Origin of the sequence: Pedobacter sp. SYSU D00535, assembly GCF_017355855.1 — a bacterium.
In the GTDB taxonomy this organism is placed as follows: domain Bacteria; phylum Bacteroidota; class Bacteroidia; order Sphingobacteriales; family Sphingobacteriaceae; genus Desertivirga.
Genome location: NZ_JAFEWD010000011.1, coordinates 1 through 19,798, shown reverse-complemented (window position 1 = coordinate 19,798; position 19,798 = coordinate 1). Strand labels below are relative to the sequence as shown.

Here is a 19,798-nt window from a genome sequence, read left to right as displayed (position 1 = left end):
TGTCAGACACTTTACCAGGACTATCACGATCGTGAGGGACTAAGAGGAGAATAAGCACAAAAGCTGATCTGGCTGTCCTCCTCTGGAGGAGGTGGCGTAGCCGGAGGAGGCAATAAGCAAATACAAGAATGAAAACATTAAAAAATATCATCAGCAAAGCGGGGAGCCTCTCCCTGCTCCTGATCACTGCCTTAACAGCAAACGAAGCACAAGCTCAACTTAACCCTTTGGGCGCCACTTACTACCAGAACCCCTATATCCTCAACCCTGCAATGGCAGGAACAGAGCAGGGCGTACAACTAGATCTGGCAGCAAGACAACAATGGAGCGTATTACCAGGAGCGCCCAAAACACAGTCGATCACGGCAGTGTATGGTTCCGGTAAAAAGACAGGATTAGGACTAAACCTCTATAACGACGAGGCCGGTCTGATCAAAAATACCCGGGTGGCAGCGAGCTATGCTTACCACCTTCCACTCAACAGCGAAGGTCAGCACCTGAGCTTCGGCGTCTCTTTAGGACTAATGTACGAGCGGATTATGAACGACCAGATGGACGGAGATCAGGGCGACTTATCCGTAAGCCGTTTCCAGCAAAGAGAAACCTTCATAGATGGTGACTTCGGAGCAGTGTACGTAGGCAACAGGCTAACCGCTCAGTTTGCCCTTCCTAACCTAAAGTCGTTCTTTCAGCAGGAAGAAGCACAGGGTAGTCAGCTGGTAGACCGTTCCGGTTACTTTGCTTCGCTAAGTTATAAGTTCAGCTTCCCGAATGCAGTAGACGGCTTGGGACTGGAACCTACCTTCCGTTACCGGGACATCAGAGGACTGGATAACATCATGGATATCGGTACCAACATCACCCTGGCTAAAGAGCAGGTGAACGTGCTGATGCTATACCACACTACTCAAAGTATGTCAGTAGGGATGGGCGTTAAAGCAACACCAGCTATCCGTATCCACGGGATGTACACTTCAGGTACTGCAGACCTTGCCGGTAACACCAACGGTAACTTTGAGCTGAATCTGAAGCTGAACCTGTCGAAGCTGAAGAAGTAAGACTGGATAAGATTTAGTGGTTAAAAAAATGAGCCTCTTACAGAAATGTAAGGGGCTTTTTGATTTTGGCTTACAGGGTCGACTGGTAAGCTCGGTAAAGCGTGATACACATGCGATCAGCTAACGGCTCCATCATTGAAGCAGATGTATTGCTGGTGAGACAAGTGATCTCATTTCAGACATAAAGAATAAAAACGACTTTGGGTGAGGTTTGCGGTGGTGTTAATGCAATCATTCACACGGTGGACCTTCACCGCCGGCATTCTGATCTCGGCTACCGAGGGGAGTTTTATAGATACAGACATTTGGAATCTATATCAGCCCGATATCCATTTACGGCACTGCCATGGTTGATGCTGCCCGGGCAGTTTGGGTAAATGAAGAACTGCTGGAACATCTTGTGGATATTTATGATATTATAGCTAACCACCGACTGTATCGTGATCTGCGTGAATGTGACGTTGCGGAATCTCTTTATTTAACGCTTCAACGCCGAATCCGAGAAAAAGCCGATCACTCCTTCTTGAAAGCATCGCACCAGGAAAGCTATCGCTTTAGGTCATTCTTTTTATCTTAGCCAAAAAAACAGCCTCAATTAATACCAACCTCAAATGCAATTTCTTCCGTTCATCGACATCAACCTCTCGGGCCCTTTTTTAATTTTAAAGAAGCCACTATACCAAAATTGACCAATGGTATAAGAGAAAAGTAGCGCAAGGAGCAATAGCCCTGGTAGTTGCCGGTCCTCAAGAGCTTCCGGGCTTTCTTTATCTAAAAGTAGAAGACGAGGAGTTAGCAGAGGTAGCTCCAACAATTCCTGCAAAAAGGCTGTTTGAGTTCCGCCGCTTCTTTGTTGCTTTTGAAAGTTATGGGAGAAACTTGTAAATAAGACGTCACTAATCAAAACACAAAAAGGATGAAAAAAATTGCTTTGTACCTCCTTATTTTTAGCGCACTTTCCCTGCGGTCTCAATCTCAAACTGTAATCCTTCCTGATTCGATATATTCGGGCAAGCATGGTAATTTTCATGTGCAAGGCGTTGTGGTGGATAGAGCAAATGCCTGTGTCTATTTTTCTTTTACTGATAAGTTAATCAAAACCGACCTCTCGGGTAAATTAATAGGTAGTGTGACCGGTTTTATCGGGCATCTTGGCGATTTGGATTTTGATGATAACGGTAAGATATACGGTTCATTGGAGTATAAAAACGATGCAATTGGGAAAGGTATCACAAGACAATTAGGAGCTAAAACGAGGAATGAGGATGGATTTTACATTGCAATATTCGATGGGTCTCGTATTGTACGTCCAAATATGGATGCAGAAAAAGAAGATGTATTACATACTGTTTATATCAGGGAAGCCGTAAGGGATTATGCGGCGACGGTGAAAGATGGCGATAAGGTTAGGCCGCATCGTTTTGCCTGTTCAGGAATAGACGGAGTTGCCTTTGCCCCGGCTATCGGGGACCCCAATTCTGCTAAAAAGTTTCTGTATGTCGCTTACGGCGTGTATGGGGATACAGCACGGAGCGATAATGACCATCAAGTGATTTTGAAATATGATGTCACTGATTGGAAGAAGTATGCGCAGAAACTTTCACAGGATAAGCTACACCATTCCGGCCCTAAAAAGCCTTTGGAAAAATATTTCGTAAAAACCGGAAATACGCGTTATGGGATTCAGAATTTGGCTTATGATCCATACACAGGAAATTTGTTTGCTGCAGTATACCGGGGATCTAAGGCTCATTTTCCAAATTACGACCTCTTTGTCATTGATGGTAAAAGAAAGCCTGTAAAGAGCTACATACCCTCTGAAAATAAAAAGGTAAAAGTCAAAACACTTTCACTGCTGAACACTGGGCCTAAAGATCCCGCATCAGGCATAAGGGGCTGGTATTTCAAGTGGGGAGCTACCGGTTTGTGTCCTTTAGGCGATGGATTATTCTATATATCCCATAGCAGCAAGGATAAAGACGGACAACAACAGAGTACTATTCACTTGTACAAATGGATAGGAAATGATCAGCAAGCATTTGCGTTAGTGGAATGAGAAAAAGTATTCGATCAGCAGAAGAATTGTACACCACCATCTTTATAGAAGGAGTGGATTGCCAAATATCGGGTAGCCAATAGCTTATCTGACAGTTCAGGTTTTTAAACAGATGTATTATCGAAGTTAAGCAAGTTTCTGCTAATTCAGCAAACGCAGCATTGGGGAGGAAGGACTTTGAGCGTGCAGGGGAGGAATATCTGGAATACGAAGTAAGAAGCGAAGACGAGCTGGTGGAAGTAAGTGCTAACAATTGCAACCTTCCTGTCCGGTATAACGTATCATCTGCCGTTTTTACTTTATTTATGAGTGCCAAAATCGACCTTATTAGTTTAGCTGACTTAGCTTTTTTCTGCAACATTTTTGAATATCCCAAATGTTCAAAGGATTCCCTAAGTAAATTCTATAAAACTCTATAATAAAGGTCATTACTCGAAGTACTATCGTCTTAGTTATTAATCTTTATATCATCTAAATCCACAGAAATTTTATGACAGCAGCAGTTTTAACTACTGACAGTGTAAAGAATGCACTTGCACAACTTAGTGATTGGTTCCCGGAACATTCAGAGGCTATTGATGAATACCATGATGACCTAGTTCATCACATTGTAAAGGGAACAAAGCCTGATGACGAAACACTCAACGAGTTGACTGTAGGGGAAGTATCGGGAGCAAATATCGCCCAAGCTAACGTTGCAGCAGCAGCTGCCGCCCATTTGTCTGCTACCGGGGCCTCACATGCAGCGGCTATTGAATTCTTTACTATAAAAGATATTTTTACGCCCTGCAATCTTTCCATAGGCACGGCACTATTAAATGTTGGTCTTTTTGTACTGGGATTGGTGGGATTGAAGGCAACGGCGAATACTAACGTGACACGGGCGCTACTGACCGAAATGGGAGCCGCTCCGCTTAATAATTTTTTAAGCATGTTCCGCAACTTTAGTAATGCAACAGGTGCCTGGGACAGAGCAAAAACTTTATTCAGTATTGCGGGAAGTATGTATAAGGCTTGTGGCTTTAAAGCGATTTTTAAAGCCTGGGTAGACGAGGCGTCGTGGTTTGACTGGGTTAGGACAGGTGCAATTGCCATTGCGCAATTAATCGCCTGGTTTGCCACAGACGGTGTCGCTTTTGTAGCACAAGTGGCTATGACTATCATGAGCGCGGAAATGCTGATTGAGAGCATCGTGAAAGCGATTTCGACTTGCTCCGCGGGAGATTGCCCGGTTCCGCATAACGATGCCACTACTAAGTTTATCCCGGCGGGCTCGTATTTATATACAGCTTCTGATGTTGCAGTGACGCTTAAGGCAAGCTGTAAGAATCTTACCAATCAAAAGGTGGATTCGAGTTTAGACGTTTCCGGCTTGTCAACGAAAGCGCTCATCAAAAACAAAAATGGGGTACTTCAATTTGATGGCCTGGGAACTCAGTTCTCTAACTCTTACGCACCTCTGGGTTCCTATACCCTAAGCTGTGAAGGCATAAAAGTAGTGCTTAGCGCAAATTGCAAGAATATTTCTGGCGATACAGTAAAGTCTACATTAGACATTACTGACCTTCCTGCCGGGAAGACTATCTCCAATATTAATGGTGTTTTAACCATAGACAAGTAAGATCATGGGCCAGCAGCTTTGCCTGCTGGCCTGATTTTTCACTTGGCAGCGGCTCCTACACATTTATGCTTCGGCAAGCTCGGCATGACACTGGGTTAAGACCGTCAGCTTGAGCGAAGCGAAATACGGGGTTATGCTCTCCAGAACGATTACCTTTAACTACCCGGAGTTACAGACCCCGTAGGTGTAACTTCAGGAGTGGATACAGCGACCCCAGGATCAGCCCCCTCCGGAATCGGACTACTGGTGCTTGCGGTGACAGATGCAGTATCCGGAATGACCGGCGATGAATTGAGCGGATTTACAGTGGGAGGTACGGGAACTGCCGGACTAATAGCAGCGGCAGGACCGGTACTCAGACCGGTGTTATTGGCCGGCTCGCTAGCATCTTCTGCCCCGCCATTCTCCTGCGATTTCAATACCAGGTAGGTAGCGCCGCTGATTCCCGTCAAAGCAAGCAGCGTGTCACTCAATTCGGGAAGATCACAGCCAGTAGCAATGTTGCAGACCTTATGCAGATAGATGACCATGGCAATGAAGGTCCAAACTACGTTTTGGAAACGGTGAATACTGATTCCCTGATCGTCGGACAGGAGGTCCACAAAGAAGCCTTCAGAAGGTGCGTTCTGGTGTCGGGGAGTGCCATTCTGGATCTCCCGGTTGTCCATAATAGAACCGGCAGCAGTTACGCCGGCGCCGATCCCCATCAGGACCAGGGCAGTCTGGTTAATGTCGGTGCTGTTGCAATTTCCCATACAAAGCTCCAGGTAGATATACGAGCAGGAAATAATAACTGTCCATACCGCCAGCTGTACCCGCGATAAGCTATATGGATTCTCATTCCTGATCCGTTTTAGTCCCCGCTTATGTTGTATTTTTCTTGCATTCGCTTCGAATACATCGCAGTTGTTAACTGTATCCCGCAACAGGTTGGAGTACGCGGCGAGTACAAAGAATAGGGCAATGATCACTATGATGATGATTAAGGCCAGGGTCTGGTTATAATCGATGCTGCCATCGGCTGTATTGCAGCTGCTGAGAAGTACTGCTGCCAGCAGGGTCGGGAATAGTAATCTTTTCATAAAAAGTATGTATGATGTAATCAGCTAAGACTGGAATTAAAAGGAGTAATTCGGCTCAGCCAGCCTTTTTCAAAAACCGCCAGCGCAGGATTGGCTGCTATGATGGCCATATACCTTGCTTTTCGCAGGGCACAGATCTCGTTATATAATGCCTCGTCAGTACAGGCATTGGCGGCAGCAATCGTTTTGGCTCCTACCTGCCCGTCTACTACCAGCGTATTCGGCTTTAGAGCATTCACCGCCTGCTGCAGGAATTTGGCTCCTATACCCGAACCCATATTTACTGAGGTATCAAATAGCTGATTGGCAGATTGCTGGTGGTTGAGTGCGTCCAGGGAAAGATCATCCCAGAAATTCTTCTTGTAAAAATCTTCCACGAAGGTCTGCAGCTGTGCGTTTGTCCTTAGAGCAGTATTCAGGTTCGCCGGTTTCTGTGCAACAATTTGCCGTACTATCGGCCAGCCCGGCCACTTAGGCCAGAAGTTCGAAGCAATACCTGCGTATGTTTCGCCGCCGCGATCATTCGGGTTGTTACTATAACCACCCTCGTTTGTCATGGTGATGTGGAAAGCTGTGATAAAGTTTGCCATCGGTATAAAATATAAGTTTTTGTCAGGAATAGACAGTGAAGCTTAGTACGATAAAGCGACTCCGGTGGTTGCGATTTTAAAACAAAAGAAGCCTGGTTTCCGCCCGGAAGCTCTTCCCTGAAGCGGCTTTTTTTTGAAAAATCCTGATGGTCTATTTTACTTTTAATTAAATTGTTATAATTGGTATTGCAATTTAAATGAACCATAAATCCATCACTGACCCTATTGCTGTACAGTACGGCAATCAAACCCTATGTTTTACCATAGGCTCGAATCATCATCTTCAAGCTTCTGTCTGGATCGAGGGCTTCCATTCCTGGATGCCTCTGCAACTGACCGGCCCTGGCAGCAGCACACCCCATGCCCCGCGACCGCTGGGTAATGTGCGACCTGTCCTGATCAACGGAGCACTGCATTGTTGCTACCGCGATGAAAATAATCACATTCAAGACCTGGTCCACGCCGGCTTGTTATGGTCGCTTGTAGCAGTCACCGGACCAGGTGGTGCTAAAGGTGCTCCGCCGGCAGCATCTAATCCGATCCCCATCCAGTTTGGTGGATATCTCCATTGTTTTTATCGCGATTTCCAGGGCTCTATCTGGGATGTATTTGCTGTAAATGGTGTTTGGGGCGTGAAACAGATAACCGGCCCTGGTAGCGATGCTCCCCAGGCAGCTCCGGCGGCCGGAGACTTGTATGTGATGACAGCCCCCCGGCAGATCCATATTTTCTACCGTGGTACGGATAATCACTTATGGGACGCCTTCGGAATGGTGTCCTTTCCGTGGCAGGCTTCCAAAATATCGAATGACATTCTTGCCGGCGATCCGATGACGGTGCCCGATTGTCCGTACTACTTTTCGGATGCCTATACTACTTACCACAGTATGTATACGGCATACCGCACCACTAGTGGACAAATTAAGGCAGTTCTGTTTGAAGGGGATAAAAGGAGGGAGGATGACGGTACTACTATGGGCAAATATGAAGATGCCGTCCTGGGTTCAGGCCGTTGGAAACCTTATACCCTTACTAGCGGCGGACAAACTACTGCCCCGTCAGCGGCAGGAGATCCGTGTATAAGCAAGATATTAAAACGGGGTAAATCGGAATGGGAAGGACATGTGACTATCCAATACACCGATCAGCAGGGAAACCTGGTGGCTATTACGATACATAGTTACTGGCCGGGCGACGGCTTAAGTGCGGGCGAGGAATTTGTAAACGGCCTGGTTTCAGCAGCAAATCTGGTAAGAGGCGGAAACACCTCTGCGCCCTTTAAAGGTAATTCGCAAATGCCCCAAACCCAGTTTTACCATACGCTGGCCTGTGGACCCGACGGTCTGTTCAAAACACCAGCCCTACAAGGAAAGCCCTGTGTTGTGCCGTTAAACGACAGCACGGTCCTGACATTTTTCAGGGACGTAGATAATGACGTGCATAGTTTATACGTGAAGTTTAATCGCAGTAGTGGGGTACCGGCCGCGGCACTGGCTGTTATATAAAAGTGGGTCAAACACACCCCCCGACTAGCTCAGCATGACGCTGGTTTGTGATCCGATGATTCAGGCCGTTTCGCATTCGTCATCGGACCACTCTTTTTCAAGCCGCCTGTTGTCGCGGGCAGAAAGGTGATGCAGTGCCGGTATGCCATTGAACCTGCTCTATGCTACCACAGGCTCAGCATGACGCTTGGCGATGGTGTTAGCGGAGTTGTGCCCTTGAACCTGTTTGAAAGGTGGTGTGCAGGGCCAGGAAGATGCTTTTTCCCGGAGGTAGTTGGGAACATAGCTCAAATGCTTTAACTTGACGACCGGAATTGCTGGTATTTCATCCGGCGGTCTTGAATAAAAGGCTGCGGGCGGTATGAAACCTATTCCTTACCTTAAAAAAAACCTGATGACGAATAACACAATCGGAGCTCCTGTAGTGCTAAAGCTGAAGACAAACGGACAGCCCCTTCCGGACAACCTGGGGATAGTATCAGTAGGGATAGAGAAACGGGTAAACGAGATTCCGGTGGCCCGAATAGTAGTACAGGATGGGGATTCAGGGACCTTTTCAGCGAGTTCATCTCCGCTGTTTGTCCCCGGCACAGCACTTTCCATAGAAGCAGGTTATGGCTCGGATACGACCTCTCTTTTTACGGGAATTATTACCGGTCTGAAAATCAGTGCTGATTCCTCCCAAGGACCTTTTCTTGAAGTGGAATGCCTCGATCCGGCTTTCCGAATGAGGGCAGGAAAAAAGAGCCGTAGCTATTCTATGCAGACTGTTGCGGAAGTTATCTCCACAATCGTCAGCTCCTATTCTGGATTAAGCGCCCTCACTTCTGCCACAGATCTACAAAACCCATTGCAGGTTCAGTATGACCTGAGCGACTGGGATTATGTGCTTTCACTGGCAGAGATGAACGGGATGATTATTACGCTAAGTGATGGTATCCTTAAGCTTGCGCCACCGGATGCATCTGCGGCTCCTGTATTAAATCTTACTTACGGTGAAAACCTGCTGGAGTTTAAGGCCGACCTGAAAGCTGTATCCCAACTAGGAGCAGCAACAGCCAGTGCCTGGGACTTCAAAACGCAGTCGATCATAAGCGAACGAACAAGGGCAGAACTAGCGGGTGCCGGAGATCTTCCGACTAAGGAGCTTTCCGAAATCCTTGGATTGAGCGGTCATGAGCTGAGGACCTCCGCTTCCTTGGCACCGGCTGAACTGAGCAATTGGTCGAAGGCGCAAATCATCAAAATGGAGTATTCGAAAATACGCGGACAGGCAAAATTTCAGGGAAACGCCCGGGTGGAACCAGGGAGTTACATTGCATTCTCTGGTCTGGGTACTCGCTTCGATGGCAACTACTTTATCTCGGGGCTGGAACATACCATTTCTGAGGGTAACTGGTTAACTGAAGTGTCTCTGGGTTTGTCCGAACAGTGGTTAAGTGAACAGCCCGGTGCCCTTGCACCATCAGCAACAGGTATAATACCGGGAATAAAAGGACTGCTTAACGGAAAAGTAAGGCAACTGGCAGGAGATCCGGATGCACAATACCGAATTCTAGTCGATGTTCCCATACTGGATCCTCAAGGGGCTGGTATATGGGCGCGGCTTGCCAACTTCTATTCAGGCAGCGGAGCTGGTGCATTTTTTCTGCCTGAAATTGGAGACGAGGTCATATTGGGCTTTATTAACGAAGACCCGCGTTATCCGGTTATCCTGGGTAGCCTGTACAGCGCTCAGTGCGCACCTGCTGAAGGACTATCACCCAAAGATGATAATCCCTTAAAAGCCTTCGTTTCCCGCTCGGGAATTTCCATGCAGTTTGATGATGAGAACAAGGTTCTTACGCTGCAAACGCCAGGGAAAAATACGATTATCGTTAGCGACAAGGACAAGAGGATCAGTATTCATGACGAAAATGCGAACTTGGTGGTAATGTCAGGGGAAGGGATTTCCCTGACAAGTGCGAAAGATATCAGCATCAGCAGCGGCCGGAAACTCATCCTTAAGGGAGACCAGGGAGTGGAGATTGGGGCAGCGGGCGGAGATGTCGATGTTAAAGGAATGAACATTAAAGAAACGGCAGATATGCAGTATTCCGCTCAGGGCGGACAAACAGCACAGGTAAGCGGGGGCATGCAGCTAACGCTGAAAGGTGCCATGGTAATGATCAATTAAATTAAAACTTATGCCTCCAGCAGCAAGAATTACAGATTTTCATCACTGCCCCATGCAGAGTCCCGGTAACCCTCCCATTCCGCATGTGGGCGGACCGATTGTGGGTCCAGGGGCACCAACCGTTCTGATCGGTGGCTTGCCTGCCGCCCGGGTTGGGGACACACTGGTATGCGTCGGTCCTCCGGATGCCATTGTCAGCGGTTCTTCTACAGTGATGATAGGTGGAATGCCCGCAGCACGCATGGGCGACACCACTGCCCATGGCGGACAGATTGTGCTCGGCGCATTTAATGTGATGATTGGTGGATAGGTTTAGCATTAAGCGATGAGTGTACAAATGATGACTATGGCAGTAGCCCATCCGGAGGAAACCGGAAAACTCGGCCTGATGCACCTGAAAAGGTATTGGAGTAAAACACTTTTGAAGGGAGGGCGAAAGCTGGAAAGCAATGCCTTTGCGGAGGAATGGAATACCGACAACACCCTTTTATCGGTGATAGGAGCAGGGATTTATCAGGTATCGAAGTATCTCTATGAGGAAAGACCCTCTTTTGAGGAATTTGAAGACTGGGTGCTGGGGCTGAACGGCGGTGCGATAGATAGCGAGAAGGTAAGGCTGTTCAATAGCTTTATTCTTGGGGAGCAGGAAGAAGAACAGGGAGATGACTATTTCTACCGAATGACTGAGGAAGACTGGGATTTTTGGAACGAAAACGGTTACCTCATCATCAAAGATGCGGTCCCTAAAGAAGATGCAAAGGCGGCCGTAGACGTCATCTGTGAGTTTCTGGGAATCAGTATGGACGATCCTGCTACCTGGTACCAATCCCACGAGGCCCTGCAGGGAATCATGGTGCAGCTTTTTCAGCATCCGGTGCTACAGAAAAACCGGGAGTCGCCCAAGGTAAAGGCAGTGTATCAGCAGCTCTACGGGAAACGGAATCTTTGGTTGAATGTAGATAAGGTGGGTTTTAATCCGCCGGAGACTGCATCCTACAAGTACAGAGGAATAGGACTTCATTGGGACGTGAGCCTCGAATTACCAATTCCTTTCGGTTTGCAAGGCATTTTGTATTTGACAGATACTGCTGAGAACCAGGGAGCATTTACCTGTGTTCCGGGATTTCATAAGAAGATCGACAGGTGGATCCGGTCTCTTGACCAAAAGGTAGACCCCAGGCAACAGAATCTTGAAGTTTTGGGGGCGAAACCTATTGCTGCCAATGCTGGAGATTGCGTAGTCTGGCATCATGCTTTGCCGCATGGAGCCAGTCCTAATACCCATACTTTCCCCCGCTTTGTTCAGTATTTGAATTACAAGGCTATTGACGATGGTTGCCAGGAGAGATGGCGGTAGATGTAGCGTCTAATGTCAGTCGATTTTCCTATAGACTTCTTGCGGAGAAGGTTCGTATTCTATCCTTGACGGAAAAGGTTAAAGTGAAAGATTCCCCACCTGTGGAGTCTGAACTGTAGAGTTACACGAAGTACACCAAAGCCATAAATAACACTCTTCCCTAATGAAATACTCGACGCCTCGGCAAAATAGCGGGTGGGACAGCTAACCTCTCCAATAGCATGATCCTGCATAATGATCTGAGCAAGCATTTCATTGTCGAAGACAAAGTTATCACTGTTGTTTTTGTAGGGAATAGCGCTTAACACACTTGCACTGTAGGCTCTGAGTCCGGTATGATATTCGCTTAGCTTTTCGTTAAGCACAATGTTTTGGAAAAGCGTTAGCAGGCGGTTGGCAAAATATTTATAAATAGGCATTCCTCCTTTTAATGCTCCTTTACCCAGAATTCGTGTCCCCAGTACAACCGGGTACAAGCCATAGGCAATCATGCTGCACATCGCAGGTATTAGCCGAGGGTCGTACTGATAATCTGCGTGGATCATGATGATGATATCAGCATTCAGGTCAAGGGCTTTATCGTAACAGGCTTTTTGGTTTGCGCCGTAACCTTTATTGCTATCAAAGCGGATTACGTGTTTTATTCCAAGTTCTTGTGCTATAATCTGAGTATTATCTGAACTGAAATCGTCTACCAGAATAATGTCGTCAATGAAGCCAAAAGGAATATCAGCGAAGGTTTTTGAAAGGGTTTTAGCAGCATTGTAGGCTGGCATGACCACCACCACTTTCTTGTTATTAATCATTGCTCTAATATATAGAAAAGGGAATTTTTAAGAAAAAGATTCTCGCTTTCTCCAATTTCATTAATTTCAATCGATTTTTAGAGCCATGTTTAAGGATATTCTGCAGAAGAAGTGGTTGCAGCCGCTCGTTGTTGTTTTAAGTTGTTTGCTCCTGAATATTAACACGATAAGCCACGAGTACGCTCTTGACGACGAAATGGTATTGAATAAAAATATTCTGGTGCACAAAGGCATTCGTGGCTTGCCCGAAATTTTTTCTCAGGATGCCTACAAGAGCTATTTCAACTACATGGGAGTGGATCAGCTAAATCTTGTTGGCGGTCGATATCGTCCGCTTTCTATTGCTTCCTTTGCTATTGAACAATCGATTTTTGGGCAGACGATCGGCGAGGATTTTATGCAGAGCAAAGAAAGGCTGCAACATTTAGAAAGCTGGGGAGGGAGCAGTGCTGAAGTTCAGGAGGAAGCGGATCGCTTGAAATCATTGAATAATCAACTAGAAAAGAATGCGCTTGAAATAGCAGGCATAAGGCATGCTTGTCAAATCGTTTATCACGCTATCTGTTGCTTGTGCCTATTCTGGTTTCTGCGGCTAACGTTTGGACATATCCGCTATTTACCCTTAATCGCAACCTTGTTGTTTGTTTTTCATCCGGTTCACACAGAGGTTGTGGCTAATGTAAAAAGTCGGGACGAAATTTTCTCATTGGCTTTCATTCTTGCTAGCTGTTGCTGTTTCGTAAAGTATTTTAGGGATTCTGCAAGAACCCGATACCTGATATACGGATTATTGTTTTATCTCCTGGCATTTCTTTCAAAAGAGTACGCGTTTACCTTGATGGCGATTATTCCGCTGATCTACCTATTGCAACAAAAGGAGAAAGCGGTGTTTTCATTCCTGGGAAAAAACTGGTTTTTATTTCTTTTTGCTGCAACGGCCGTGTTTTTTTTAATCAGGTATTCCATTACCAAAAGTCCTGTTGCTCCAACTACTGAGGTGCTGAACGATCCGTATTTGTACGCTACAGTGCAGCAAAAAGCTGCTTCAATTATAGCGACGTGGATAGAATATTTAAGAGTTTTGTTCTATCCGTTCAAGTTGTCCTCCGATTACTCTTACAGCACTTTTCCTTACCGGAGTTTTTCAGATGCCAAGGTGTGGATGTCACTTGCAGTATGGGTGACTTTGGCAATAGTCACAATTGTTCTTGTATTTCGCCGAAACTTGCTGGCGTTACCTCTGGTCTGGTTTTTTGTTTTTTTTGTGTTAATAAACAATCTATTTTTCGACATTGGGGCAACTATGGGGGAAAGGCTTATTTTTCACTCCTCAGTCGGATTTTGCATCCTCCTGGCCTGGTTGCTATTAAGGTCACAGTCCTTTTTCGGCGAGAGGGCTGTTTCTTCTTTTGTTCCATTCTTACTGCTACTGCCCATTTTGGTTGCCTTCGCCTATAAGACTATTAGCCGTAACGCGGATTGGAAAAATGATTTCACGCTGTTTACTCACGATGTGATCACTAATCCCAATAGCACGATGCTAAATAACAATGCGGGAACCCACTTGTTCAATAAGGGGCATAATCTGGTAGGGAACAAAGCAACGCTTTCTGAAAGTGACAAAAAGTTGTTCGGTCCTTACATTACGAAAAGCCTTGCCTTTTTCAACAAAGCGATAGAAATACACCCGGATTTCATCAATGCACGTATCAACCGGGCCCTGTGTTATTTCTATTTGGATAATCTGGAAAAGGCGCTTGTAGACTGGAAGGCAGTGAAACTATTATACGCAGGTCGTAACCCCCATCTGGTTAAACACGCAGCAACTCTACTGAGTCGGGGCATGGAATACGGTGCGAAGAAAGATTTTGAGAACGCAGTTCGAATGATTGAACCAGCAAGCGTTCTTGATCCACAAAATGCGATCATCTGGAATAACCTGGGTGGGGCCTATTATATGAACGGAGATATGAAAAAGGCTAAAGATGCATTCGTCAAAGCGCTTGAGATCAATCCCTCCCTGCAGGATGCCAGAAACGGACTTAATGCGGCAGACTATAATCTTAGAATGGGAGGTAATTAAATTCATCAGCGTGAAACGAAGTTGGATCGGATTTCTGCGTTTAAGATTTTCGCCAATATTGCCTCGATCTTAAAAATATTCTGTCACTATTTGCTTCAAAGGCATTTCTTCCATGCAGGCAAGTTCTATTGTTTACCAGCAGGCAGTCGTTCTTCTCGAGCTTTACTTTTTGAACGAGGGGACTGGAGCTTAGTAACCTCAGGAATTGTTCCAATTCTCTTTTTACCAACTCGTAATCGTCCTCCTTATAGCTCTCCATAATTTCGTGTTCCGAGAATCTTATGCTGAAGTGGTTGTCTGTCTCTTCGAGAATTGGAAACTCCTTTGAGTGCACTCTGAACTTTTGCGACTTAAGAAAGCCTAAGTAGTCGTTATTTAGAGTAGGAATCAGGTCATTTATATTCAAAAGCAAACTTTCTCCGCCACTGCAGGAGTTTTCCAGGCAGTAAAGAGACACTACTTCAGCCGGTTTGTCTAAATAGGAACAATCCGTGTGGAGAGGGAAGGCCTGATTTGTTGCCGAAATGATAGTTCCTTTTGTCCCGTGATCATCTGCTCCCCTGTCTGATACTAAATCAAACGGCACCTTTTCTGTACCTACCCTGGAGAATGTGAACGATTGCGCAAGTTTGAGGTGAAGAAAGAGCATAAACGATTCTGCTTGAACTGCTCGATTTTTAACTATGCAGGATCCGGCGCCGTCATTGCTTAGGTGTTTCCGAATTACTTCTAAAACTTCATTTTCCTGCTCTTGGGTATTAAAATTAACATAAGGTATCATTGTTGATCAGGTTGTTTGCTTTCCGATTATTTCTTTATATTTCATGTGTCAACAAAAAGAGATTTATTTTATAATTGAAGAATGCTAATATGTACGGACCTTCTTCATCAACTTTTACAAGAATACAAAAGATATACTACGATGTCGTGCAAATTAAAGCATGAAAAAGTACAAAAAAACGAGGTTGATTTAGATCGACTCGAGGACCAAAATGTCATCTTCCCCAGGCTCGGCTTTTGCAGGAAAGAAGATAGAAACTTTCGCATCGGCTGTGCCCATACAATGGCCAACAATAACTTTAAAAACCTCTGTAAGCAGGTTTCTGAATTGCTGAACATGCCGCAGCTGACTCAACTTAGGCATGAGATGGATCACCTTGTTACCCAGATTTATATCTTAGATTACAAGAAAGGACAGTTGGAAAAGGAACTGGCAATCGCTGAAATAAAAAGAGATAGCTGTACCTTAAATTCCCTGAGCGATGAACTCAGTCAAGTAGAAGCTACCCACGTAGGATTAATAGGGGGATTAGAATCAAAACGAAAGTTGTTTCTGGAAGTATGCGAAAGCCATAAAATAGTAACCCGCGACTAAAAATTTCCGTAAGAGTAAAAAGTCATATTCCTTTTGTAGGATAAAATGTGATCTGGGTAGATTTTTGAATGACATTTTGTTAGTAAGTTAAAACTTTCTAGATTGCCGACTTAAACCAGACTAAATAATCAAATTTTTATATACTAAACTTTAACTACATGGAACCGTATATCGGCGAAATTAAAATGTTCGGGGGCAATTTTGCTCCAAGAGGATGGGCGTTATGTAATGGTCAACTTCTATCAATTGCTCAGAATACAGCTTTATTTTCTATTTTGGGAGTTACGTATGGCGGAAACGGGCAAACTACTTTTGCTCTTCCAAATTTGATGGGAAGGGTGCCTATGCATTGGGGACAGGGAGCAGGCCTTACTAATCGTTTATTAGGTGAAACGGCAGGAACTGAAACTGTTACTCTTCTAAACTCACAAATGCCTGCTCATAATCACTTGATTTCTGCTAGTAGTGTAGAGGGGGCTAGTCCTAGTCCGGAGGGTAATTACATCGCCTCGTCCATAGATCCTGGAGGAAATCCGATCAATGCCTTTGCCACCACTCCCAATACAACTATGAATGTGGCAACTGTTTCTGCTTCGGGAGGCTCTCAGCCTCATGCCAATATGCAACCTTATCAATGCGTAACTTTTATTATTGCATTAGAAGGTATTTTTCCACCCCGAGATTAATGGTTAAGAAAAACCGGTGAGAATAGGAATAATATCTAATTCATCGCAAATATTCATGCCCCTGATTCTGGAACTCGCAAAATCGAGGTTTAGAACAGGGGTTTCTCTCTACCTGGGCTCTTCAAAAGACCCGAACATGAATTCCGCGCAAATAAAAGAAATTTGCAGTTCTCTCGCAGTTCCCGTCCAAATAGAAACAGCAAAAGACGACCTTTACGCATGGGTCCGAGATTTAGGGCTCGAGATTATTTTTTGTGCCGGCTATAGTAGTAAAATTGATACGGATAGCTTAACCGGGGTTACTCATGGAAGTTTTAATATCCACTTTGGTCCTTTGCCGGAATTTAGAGGTCCTTCTCCCGTATTTTGGCAATTGAAAAAGGGTTTGAGTGAACTGGGCCTAAGTATTCACCGCTTGACTCGAGATATTGATCAGGGTGGGGTGGTCTGGAAGTCCAGTATTCCTAACCAGCCTTTTTGTTCGTATGACTATGTTAATTTAGTATTCTCACAATTGATGGTAAAAGGGGTGTTTGATATTTTGAATACCATTGAATCTAAAAGAACACTTGAGGAACACGAGCGGGACGATTCATTGGCGGCTTATTATTCCACTCCAAAGCTGGAAGACGTAGTGATAGATTGGAATAAAATGAATGCCGGCGAGATTATTGACTTAGTTAAGGCATGTAATTCCTGGAATAGTGGAGCAAGTACCTTGTTCAATTATTCTGAAGTAAAGTTGATTGACGTTTCCGCTAGTTCCACAAAGATGAATCGGCCGGTGGGAACATGTCTGTTGGAAAACAGTCGCCTGTATGTTGCATGCAGAGCTGGGGAGAGTATTGAAGTCCATTATCTTAAATTAAATTACGGGGTCATTCCTGCCCGGTTTGCCACTGCCTATGGGTTTCAGAGCGGACAAAAGTTCCAAAATTTCTTTGCCAAATAATTTATAACCTACCCTTTAACATCTGACTTCCACAGTCTTGCTAATGCCTCCTGAAGTTATTTAAATGTAAAATGAAACAGAACGCTTCTACTTCCGTAGAAGGAGCTGACTTTAAGGATTTTGGATCAAGTAAAAGTTGTTAATTAGAATTTAATTTTTTTTCTTTGCCGTCTTTAGGATTGACAGCTTTTTAGCGAACCTTTTTGAAATCCAAAAAAAGGGGGGCCTAACACCTTACAGAATAGTGCTTTATAGGAATTTTAATAACACCGTCACCTCTAAATATACAGAATCGCAAATACTTTTATATGGCATATTTTTACACTAGGTATTTAAGAATAATTCTTTTTAACCTTCTAAGACGAAGCCTTTTCAAGGTCGGGTCAGCAAAGATATTGCTTGTCCCGGCTCTTATTATGCTATCATGTATAGCAGTAAATGCCCAGGTAGCAGCAACTAAGGTTTATTGGATACAGCAAAGTAGCACGGCTGTCAGTGATCAACTAGTTAGAGCAAATCTGGATGGAAGTAGTCCGGAAGTGCTTGCTTCTGATGCAGGTAACTTTGCTCAGCCATTTCGTATAGCAGTTGATAAATTGAATGGTTTTGTATATGTTGCTGACGCAACCAGTACTGGTAGTGCTGGAATCGTGAGGTTTGACCTTAATGGAGGAAGTCGAACTGTTGTTGCCTTACCTCTTTCAACGGGAACCCAATACTCAGGAGTAACCACTTATGGCAATAAGCTTTATTTTATTGTTCAGAGTAGCACAGCAGCAAACGATCAGCTCGTTCGGGCGAACTTAGACGGTTCCAACCCAGAAGTTTTAGCCTCAGGTGCCACCAATTTTTTCCAACCTATGGCAATAGCCACTAATGGTACTTATATTTTTGTAGCAGATGGTACTGGAACAGGATCAAAGGGAATAGTTCGCTTTAACATGGATGGCAGCGCTGCTACTTCGATTGTTACCCCTATCACGGTCGCAGGATCACAATATATTGGGGTGGCTGTTTCGGGAGGAAAACTTTACTATCTGACGCAAGGGACGTCTGCAAGTAATGATCAGGTTGTCCGAGCAAATCTGGATGGATCGTCCCCGGTAATCCTTGCATCAGGAGCAACGAATTTTTTGCAGCCACAGGCATTTGCAGTAGATGAAACTACAGGCTATATCTATGTAGCTGATGGGACAGGTACAGGATCGAAAGGTGTCGTACGTCTTAATATAGACGGCTCTAATCCAGTAACTGTTGGCGCGGCGTACACCGCGGCCGGGACACAATATACGGGAGTAGCAATGAATAATGCTACTTCGGTACCGCTCACAGCAACTATTTCTTCATCTACCAACGTTTCCTGCAACGGCGGATCTAATGGTTCTGCCGCAGTTACCGCTTCAGGCGGAACTACTCCATATACCTATTCTTGGTCTCCAGCAGGGGGAACAGCAGCAACAACAACAGGGAGGGCAGCTGGTACCTATACCGTGACAGTAACCGATGCGGCAAGTGCAACGGCTACAGCAACTGTTGCCATTACACAGCCTTCAGCGTTTTCTATATCGACAGCTCAATCCAATGTTTCCTGCTTTGGAGGCTCCAACGGCGCAGCCGCGGTGAGCGTTAGTGGAGGCACCGCTCCCTATACCTATTCTTGGGCTCCTTCGGGAGGAACATTCGCGACGGCTACTGGCCGGCCCGCTGGGACCTATACGGTAACTATAACTGATAATAATGGATGTACTGCTACGCGAACCTTTAACATTACCCAGCCTTCTGCACCTCTTGCAGGAAGCACCGTAATCACAAACGTCTCTACAGCCGGGGGATCTGACGGATCAGTAGATTTAACTCCAAGCGGAGGAACGCCGCCCTATACTTACAATTGGGGAGGCGGAATCACCACCCAGGATCGAACTGGTCTTGCAGCGGGAAACTATACAGTAGTAATTACCGATAATAACGGTTGCCAGGCAACTCTCACTGCAGCTGTAACCCAACCGGTTGCAGTTTCAGGAACTACAGTAGTAACAAACGTTGCTTGTTTTGGAGGTTCAACCGGTGTAATCGATTTAACACCCTCTGGAGGAACAGGTCCCTATATTTACGATTGGGGAAACGGGATCACCACGGAAGACAGAACGGGCCTTGCAGCTGGCACTTATACGGTGGTTATTGCAGATAATCTTGGTGCGACGGGAACAGTAACAGCAACGGTAACGCAGCCGACTGCACCAGTCTCAGGAACCACGGTAGTGTCGAATGTAGGCTGTTTCGGTGGAAACACAGGTGCAATCAACTTAACGCCCTCTGGCGGAACGGGCCCGTATACGTATACCTGGCTACCATCGGGACCTACAACAGAAGACCGCACCGGTCTTGTTGCCGGAACTTATACGGTAATGATCACCGACGCTAATAGTTGTACAGGTACAGTAACGGTAGCGG

16 protein-coding genes are annotated in these 19,798 nt (G+C 45.4%); 12 read left to right on the top strand and 4 right to left on the bottom strand.

Annotated features, from left to right (window positions below; translation table 11 throughout):
• The first annotated feature begins 128 nt into the window (after positions 1 to 128).
• The 3 genes from J4N23_RS17195 (at position 129) to J4N23_RS17185 (ending at position 4,735) form a co-directional block, all read left to right on the top strand.
• Entirely contained in the window at positions 129 to 1,058 is a 930-nt protein-coding gene (locus tag J4N23_RS17195; RefSeq protein ID WP_207429038.1) for a PorP/SprF family type IX secretion system membrane protein, read from the top strand.
• A 916-nt stretch (positions 1,059 to 1,974) separates the two neighbouring features.
• Positions 1,975 to 3,114, top strand: coding sequence for a hypothetical protein (locus tag J4N23_RS17190; RefSeq protein ID WP_207429036.1), 1,140 nt, complete (start codon positions 1,975 to 1,977; stop codon positions 3,112 to 3,114).
• A gap of 490 nt (positions 3,115 to 3,604) precedes the next feature.
• Positions 3,605 to 4,735 (top strand): hypothetical protein, encoded by a 1,131-nt coding sequence (locus J4N23_RS17185; protein WP_207429034.1) that lies wholly within the window; start codon positions 3,605 to 3,607, stop codon positions 4,733 to 4,735.
• 155 nt (positions 4,736 to 4,890) lie between these two features.
• On the opposite strand, the gene J4N23_RS17180 is transcribed toward J4N23_RS17185, so the two are convergent.
• Both J4N23_RS17180 and J4N23_RS17175 read right to left on the bottom strand, forming a co-directional pair.
• Positions 4,891 to 5,817, bottom strand: a complete 927-nt coding sequence (locus tag J4N23_RS17180) for a hypothetical protein (RefSeq protein WP_207429033.1) — start codon at positions 5,815 to 5,817, stop codon at positions 4,891 to 4,893.
• Positions 5,818 to 5,837: 20 nt separating this feature from the next.
• Entirely contained in the window at positions 5,838 to 6,407 is a 570-nt protein-coding gene (locus tag J4N23_RS17175) for a glycoside hydrolase family 108 protein (protein ID WP_207429032.1), read from the bottom strand.
• A 197-nt stretch (positions 6,408 to 6,604) separates the two neighbouring features.
• On the opposite strand from J4N23_RS17175, the gene J4N23_RS17170 reads away from it, so the two are divergent.
• The 4 genes from J4N23_RS17170 (at position 6,605) to J4N23_RS17155 (ending at position 11,445) form a co-directional block, all read left to right on the top strand.
• Entirely contained in the window at positions 6,605 to 7,912 is a 1,308-nt protein-coding gene (locus J4N23_RS17170; RefSeq protein ID WP_207429031.1) for a hypothetical protein, read from the top strand.
• Positions 7,913 to 8,306: 394 nt separating this feature from the next.
• Positions 8,307 to 10,088 (top strand): type VI secretion system tip protein VgrG, encoded by a 1,782-nt coding sequence (gene vgrG / locus J4N23_RS17165; protein ID WP_207429030.1) that lies wholly within the window; start codon positions 8,307 to 8,309, stop codon positions 10,086 to 10,088.
• Positions 10,089 to 10,098: 10 nt separating this feature from the next.
• A complete protein-coding gene (locus J4N23_RS17160) occupies positions 10,099 to 10,398 on the top strand; it encodes a PAAR domain-containing protein (RefSeq protein ID WP_207429029.1) in 300 nt (99 codons plus the stop codon).
• A gap of 15 nt (positions 10,399 to 10,413) precedes the next feature.
• Positions 10,414 to 11,445 (top strand): phytanoyl-CoA dioxygenase family protein, encoded by a 1,032-nt coding sequence (locus J4N23_RS17155; RefSeq protein ID WP_242689273.1) that lies wholly within the window; start codon positions 10,414 to 10,416, stop codon positions 11,443 to 11,445.
• 59 nt (positions 11,446 to 11,504) lie between these two features.
• Here the strand turns inward: J4N23_RS17155 and J4N23_RS17150 are convergent, their stop codons facing one another.
• Positions 11,505 to 12,251, bottom strand: coding sequence for a glycosyltransferase family 2 protein (locus J4N23_RS17150; protein ID WP_207429027.1), 747 nt, complete (start codon positions 12,249 to 12,251; stop codon positions 11,505 to 11,507).
• An 85-nt stretch (positions 12,252 to 12,336) separates the two neighbouring features.
• On the opposite strand from J4N23_RS17150, the gene J4N23_RS17145 reads away from it, so the two are divergent.
• A complete protein-coding gene (locus J4N23_RS17145) occupies positions 12,337 to 14,334 on the top strand; it encodes a tetratricopeptide repeat protein (protein ID WP_207429025.1) in 1,998 nt (665 codons plus the stop codon).
• A gap of 40 nt (positions 14,335 to 14,374) precedes the next feature.
• On the opposite strand, the gene J4N23_RS17140 is transcribed toward J4N23_RS17145, so the two are convergent.
• Complete coding sequence (locus J4N23_RS17140; RefSeq protein WP_207429024.1) at positions 14,375 to 15,115, bottom strand: TauD/TfdA family dioxygenase; 741 nt, start codon at positions 15,113 to 15,115, stop codon at positions 14,375 to 14,377.
• 141 nt (positions 15,116 to 15,256) lie between these two features.
• Between J4N23_RS17140 and J4N23_RS17135 the strand changes: the two genes are divergently transcribed.
• From J4N23_RS17135 to J4N23_RS17120, 4 genes are all read left to right on the top strand, one after another.
• Positions 15,257 to 15,709: a hypothetical protein gene (locus tag J4N23_RS17135; RefSeq protein WP_207429023.1), complete on the top strand. Its 453-nt coding sequence runs from the start codon at positions 15,257 to 15,259 to the stop codon at positions 15,707 to 15,709.
• A gap of 158 nt (positions 15,710 to 15,867) precedes the next feature.
• The gene (locus tag J4N23_RS17130) at positions 15,868 to 16,395 is read left to right on the top strand and encodes a phage tail protein (RefSeq protein WP_207429022.1); all 528 of its coding nucleotides are present in this window, start codon (positions 15,868 to 15,870) and stop codon (positions 16,393 to 16,395) included.
• Positions 16,396 to 16,411: 16 nt separating this feature from the next.
• Positions 16,412 to 17,347: a formyltransferase family protein gene (locus tag J4N23_RS21300; protein ID WP_207429021.1), complete on the top strand. Its 936-nt coding sequence runs from the start codon at positions 16,412 to 16,414 to the stop codon at positions 17,345 to 17,347.
• A gap of 416 nt (positions 17,348 to 17,763) precedes the next feature.
• The coding region (locus J4N23_RS17120; protein ID WP_207429019.1) for a DUF5050 domain-containing protein at positions 17,764 to 19,798 on the top strand (2,035 nt) is incomplete at its 3' end.